5 protein-coding genes are annotated in these 3870 nt (G+C 40.5%); 1 reads left to right on the top strand and 4 read right to left on the bottom strand.

Features of this window, described 5'->3' with window-relative positions; translation table 11 throughout:
- Positions 1–352 precede the first annotated feature (352 nt).
- A complete protein-coding gene (locus tag T541_RS0118280) occupies positions 353–853 on the bottom strand; it encodes a GNAT family N-acetyltransferase (protein WP_026653450.1) in 501 nt (166 codons plus the stop codon).
- Between the two features lie 301 nt (positions 854–1154).
- Here T541_RS0118280 and T541_RS0118275 point away from each other — a divergent pair, with 301 nt between their 5' ends.
- Positions 1155–2369 (top strand): IS110 family transposase, encoded by a 1215-nt coding sequence (locus T541_RS0118275; RefSeq protein WP_026653451.1) that lies wholly within the window; start codon positions 1155–1157, stop codon positions 2367–2369.
- Positions 2370–2496: 127 nt separating this feature from the next.
- Here the strand turns inward: T541_RS0118275 and T541_RS0118270 are convergent, their stop codons facing one another.
- Genes T541_RS0118270 through T541_RS0118260 form a run of 3 tightly spaced genes read right to left on the bottom strand, consistent with a single transcriptional unit; the run spans position 2497 to position 3755 of the window.
- Complete coding sequence (locus T541_RS0118270; protein WP_029232444.1) at positions 2497–2913, bottom strand: GNAT family N-acetyltransferase; 417 nt, start codon at positions 2911–2913, stop codon at positions 2497–2499.
- A gap of 33 nt (positions 2914–2946) precedes the next feature.
- On the bottom strand, positions 2947–3162 hold the full coding sequence (locus tag T541_RS20370) for a hypothetical protein (RefSeq protein ID WP_034468005.1): 216 nt from the start codon (positions 3160–3162) through the stop codon (positions 2947–2949).
- Positions 3150–3755, bottom strand: coding sequence for an HD domain-containing protein (locus T541_RS0118260; RefSeq protein ID WP_026654007.1), 606 nt, complete (start codon positions 3753–3755; stop codon positions 3150–3152). Before T541_RS0118260 ends, T541_RS20370 begins: the two co-directional genes overlap by 13 nt.
- Positions 3756–3870 lie beyond the last annotated feature (115 nt).

The following is a 3870-nucleotide window of genomic DNA, read 5'->3' as shown; positions in this document are numbered from 1 at the left end:
CAAGAAAAAAATGTGCTACGTCTATATCTTTATTTTTGCTTTTTAAGCAGTACTGAATCTCGCAAATTAGCTTGTGGTCAACTTTTGTCCGCCTGATCTTACTGCTAAAAACAAGTTTTCTGTTTTTTAGCAGTATACTTGTAACTAGTTTAGTTCACCAACTCCAAATCCTTACTGCTTTTTCTATTAAATCAAAAATAAAGACGTTGGCCCGAAAAAATCTCTACATCTTTTTTACAGAAAATGAATATAGGGCCGTAAAATCCTCCATTTAACCAGAAGGAAAACCAACCAGATAATCCTCAGAACATGCAACTTTTAAACTGAGTTTGGTTGTAGTTTAAATTGCAAGTTACAATTTCTTCTCCATCAAATCAAACTTACCCTTGCGCCAGCTTGCATATCCTCTAGACACATATCCATTATGTAAATATAATCTTTGTGCAAAGGGATTCTCCGTAAAAGTGTCAAGCCTGACGGATTGATATCCCATCGCTTTGATCTGCTCTTCAACATGATGTAAGACCGTCTTTCCTATACCTTGATTCTGAAAAACCGGAGAAACGCAAAACCTATGCAATATATATGAGGTTTTCTCATCATATCTCCATTGCCCATTTTGATATTGCTCATCACACTCGTCGCTTATCACATATAGGGCAACCAAATTCTCATTCAAATAAGCCAGATACAATGTTTGTTTTTCAATATCTTCTTCAAAATCTTTTCGCTCAGGATAGATATCGTCCCACTGGTATATACCGTGGCTTTCCATCTCATTTATAGCCTGCTGAATCAGCAAACAAATGGCATCTATATCCTGTTTTGTTCCTAATCTGTATACAATATTCATCTTTTTTTGTCATTTCATTATCCTACTACTATATAGGTAAGGATAGTATTCCTAACAGCCAGTTAGGATATTAACCGTCTTATTGCTTAAGCTGTAGAATGAGTGTAGCAAGATGGTCTGGCCACGCGTTATCCAGAACCTAGCGTTCGTATTTCAGTCAGCCAACCAGCTCCTCATTCGCGGCGTTCGTTTTATGCAGGTTGAACTTTTCGTTCGCGTGAAAAACCCAGTAGATTGAATAGGCAATGAGAGAAGTTGGTATCGACCATTGCAAATAATCTTATAGGGAGGATATCTCACGATGAATGCAGTTGGTATTGATGTTTCAAAAGGGAAAAGCACTGTCACAATCCGCAAGCCGGGTGGTAAGGTAGTTTTAGCGCCACGAGATTATAAGCATAACCGTTCAGCTATCAATGCTTTAATCAATGAGATCAAGAGTCTCGAAGGTGAAACCAAGGTCTGCATGGAATGCACTGGTCGCTATTATGAACCTATGGCCACATGGCTATCTAATGCTGGGATTTTTGTAAGTACAGTAAATCCTATGCTTATAAAAGATTTCAGTGACGATTCGCTCAGAACACCCAAAACCGATAAGGCCGATTCGCAAAAAATAGCCAGATACACCCTTGACCGATGGGATAAACTGAAGCAGTATGGTCTTATGGATGAGACACGTAACCAACTAAAAACAATGAATAGGCAGTTCGATTATTATATGGAGCAGAAGACATCGATGAAGAATAACCTCATCTCTCTTCTGGACCAAACATTTCCTGGTGCTAATGATCTCTTTACCAGCCCTCCTCGTGCAGACGGAAGCCAAAAATGGGTGGATTTTGTCTATACTTATTGGCACGTTGACTGTGTGGCCGGTAAATCACTTGATGCTTTTACAGATCACTATAGGAACTGGTGTAGCCGAAAAGACTATGGTTTCAGTGCCAAACGTGCAAGGGAAATCTATGAGATTTCAAAGGATCTAATAGCAGTACTTCCCAAAAACGAAACAACAAAACTAATCATTCATAATGCAGTCGATCAAGTTAATTCTATATCAAAAACAGTGGAAACACTACGTTCAAAACTGTATGATACTGCAGCAACACTTCCAGAATTCCCCATTGTAATGGCCATGGATGGTATTGGCCCTACCCTTGGTCCACAGCTCATGGCTGAGATAGGGGATGTCACTCGTTTTAAGCACAGAGGCGCATTGACAGCGTTCGCAGGTGTGGATCCAGGTAGCAATCAATCCGGACAATATGCTCAAAAAAGTGTCCGAACCTCAAAAAAAGGCTCGCCTCATTTACGCAAGACACTCTTTCAGGTCATGGATGGACTTATCAAACGCTCACCTGCTGATAATGACGTTTATCTTTTTATGGCAAAGAAACGTGCTGAAGGAAAGCCTTATTATGTTTATATGACTGCGGGAGCTAATAAGTTTCTTCGCATCTATTACGGACGCGTAAATGAATATCTAAACTCCCTTAATCAAGAAACACAGTAAACATCGGATATTCAATAGAGGCCGGCGTTAAGGCGGTCTTATTTTTGTGCCAAAAATGCAAGCATAAAAACATCAAATAATACGCAAAAATAAGCTTGACTTTTTATTTGCAGACTGGAAGATAATCCTATATCTCTATCATTTTTCTAATGCCATTTGGTATTACTTCGAAACCAAGTTTCTGATAAAAACCTTCTTTTCCCTTGGCAGAAACTCCGCCTATAGTAGTGAATTTCCCTGTAGAAGAATTCTTCACAGCATAGTCTACAAGGTGATTGACAATCATGGTCCCTATACCCATGCCCTGATATTCAGGCAAAACCACTATTTCCTGCAGATACCAATACATCGCACCATCGCCAACAAGTCTGCCCATTCCTATTAGTTCACCGTTTTTCAAAGCAGAGACATTTATAAGGCCATTCTGGAGTGCCTTTCTTGCGTGTTCTATAGGAATATCAGCAAATGCTGTAGCATTTCTAAGCCTCACAAAATCTTCAGGTTTAAGAATATTATCAACGAGTTCAATCTCATTAAGCTTCATTATGTAACCCTCCATTGTAAGTTTTACTGCAAGTTAAAGTTTCACCCTGCAAGTTGCATAACCCATACCCTGCATAGGCCAAACATCGCCTATATTAAGCCCTCTATCTATAAGCCATGCATCCTCTACAGATACAGACTTTGTTTGTCCCTCCTCATTTTCAAGTGTTACTGAAACCTTTGGCCTTTCTCCGGGTGCGAGCTCCTCGCAGCCAAAGTCTCCATCAAAAATCTGCTTTATCTTCCACATGAGTATTCCTCAAATTCTTCGTTTATCAGATCTTCGCTTGCTGCCATAGCCTGAAGAGTCATGGTAAGCAGCTTATCAAGTTCCCAGCCAAGCTGCTGCGCGCCTCGCTCAATTACTTCTCTGGAGCAGCCTGCGGCAAAGCCCTTGCTCTTGTACTTTTTCTTGAGAGACTTAAGTTCCATATCCTTGGTGCTCTTGGACGGTCTCATGAGCGCCGCTGCCCAGATAAGTCCGGTAAGCTCATCTGCTGCAAAAAGAACTTTCTCCATCTCGTGAATGGGTTCCACATCTATAGTTGTCCCACACCCAACAGTTATTCCATAGCCATGCGAGCATACAGAATGGATAATGTCATCACTAACACCACCTTCTCTTAGGAGTTCAGGAGCCTTCAGGCAGTGCTCTTCTGGATACAGTTCAAAGTCTATATCATGCAAAAGACCTACAATCCCCCAGTACTCTGCTTCATCAGAGTATCCCAGTTCATTTGCATACCACTTCATAACTGCCTCAACTGTCAATGAATGCTGGATATGAAATGGATCCTTGTTATACTTCTTTAAAAGTTCAAATGCCTCATCCCTTGTGATCATACAGTTCCTCCTCACTTCTTTTTTTCATAGCTCCTTGGCAAATGATACATGCCCTTCTAATTCGATATAGCCGTTCTTTTTATAGAACTCATATGCAGGCACATGCGCTTCTGTC

The sequence above is a fragment of the Butyrivibrio proteoclasticus P6B7 genome, from assembly GCF_000622085.1.
In the GTDB taxonomy this organism is placed as follows: Bacteria; Bacillota; Clostridia; order Lachnospirales; family Lachnospiraceae; genus Butyrivibrio; species Butyrivibrio proteoclasticus_A.
This window is presented reverse-complemented; position numbering and strand designations above follow the sequence as displayed.

What these genes read in the sequence shown, in the direction of transcription:
- T541_RS20370 (WP_034468005.1), bottom strand. Translation starts at nt 3,162, where the DNA reads ATGTGGAAGATAAAGCAGATTTTTGATGGAGACTTTGGCTGCGAGGAG.
- T541_RS0118270 (WP_029232444.1), bottom strand. Translation starts at nt 2,913, where the DNA reads ATGAAGCTTAATGAGATTGAACTCGTTGATAATATTCTTAAACCTGAA.
- T541_RS0118275 (WP_026653451.1), top strand. Translation starts at nt 1,155, where the DNA reads ATGAATGCAGTTGGTATTGATGTTTCAAAAGGGAAAAGCACTGTCACA.
- T541_RS0118280 (WP_026653450.1), bottom strand. Translation starts at nt 853, where the DNA reads ATGAATATTGTATACAGATTAGGAACAAAACAGGATATAGATGCCATT.
- T541_RS0118260 (WP_026654007.1), bottom strand. Translation starts at nt 3,755, where the DNA reads ATGATCACAAGGGATGAGGCATTTGAACTTTTAAAGAAGTATAACAAG.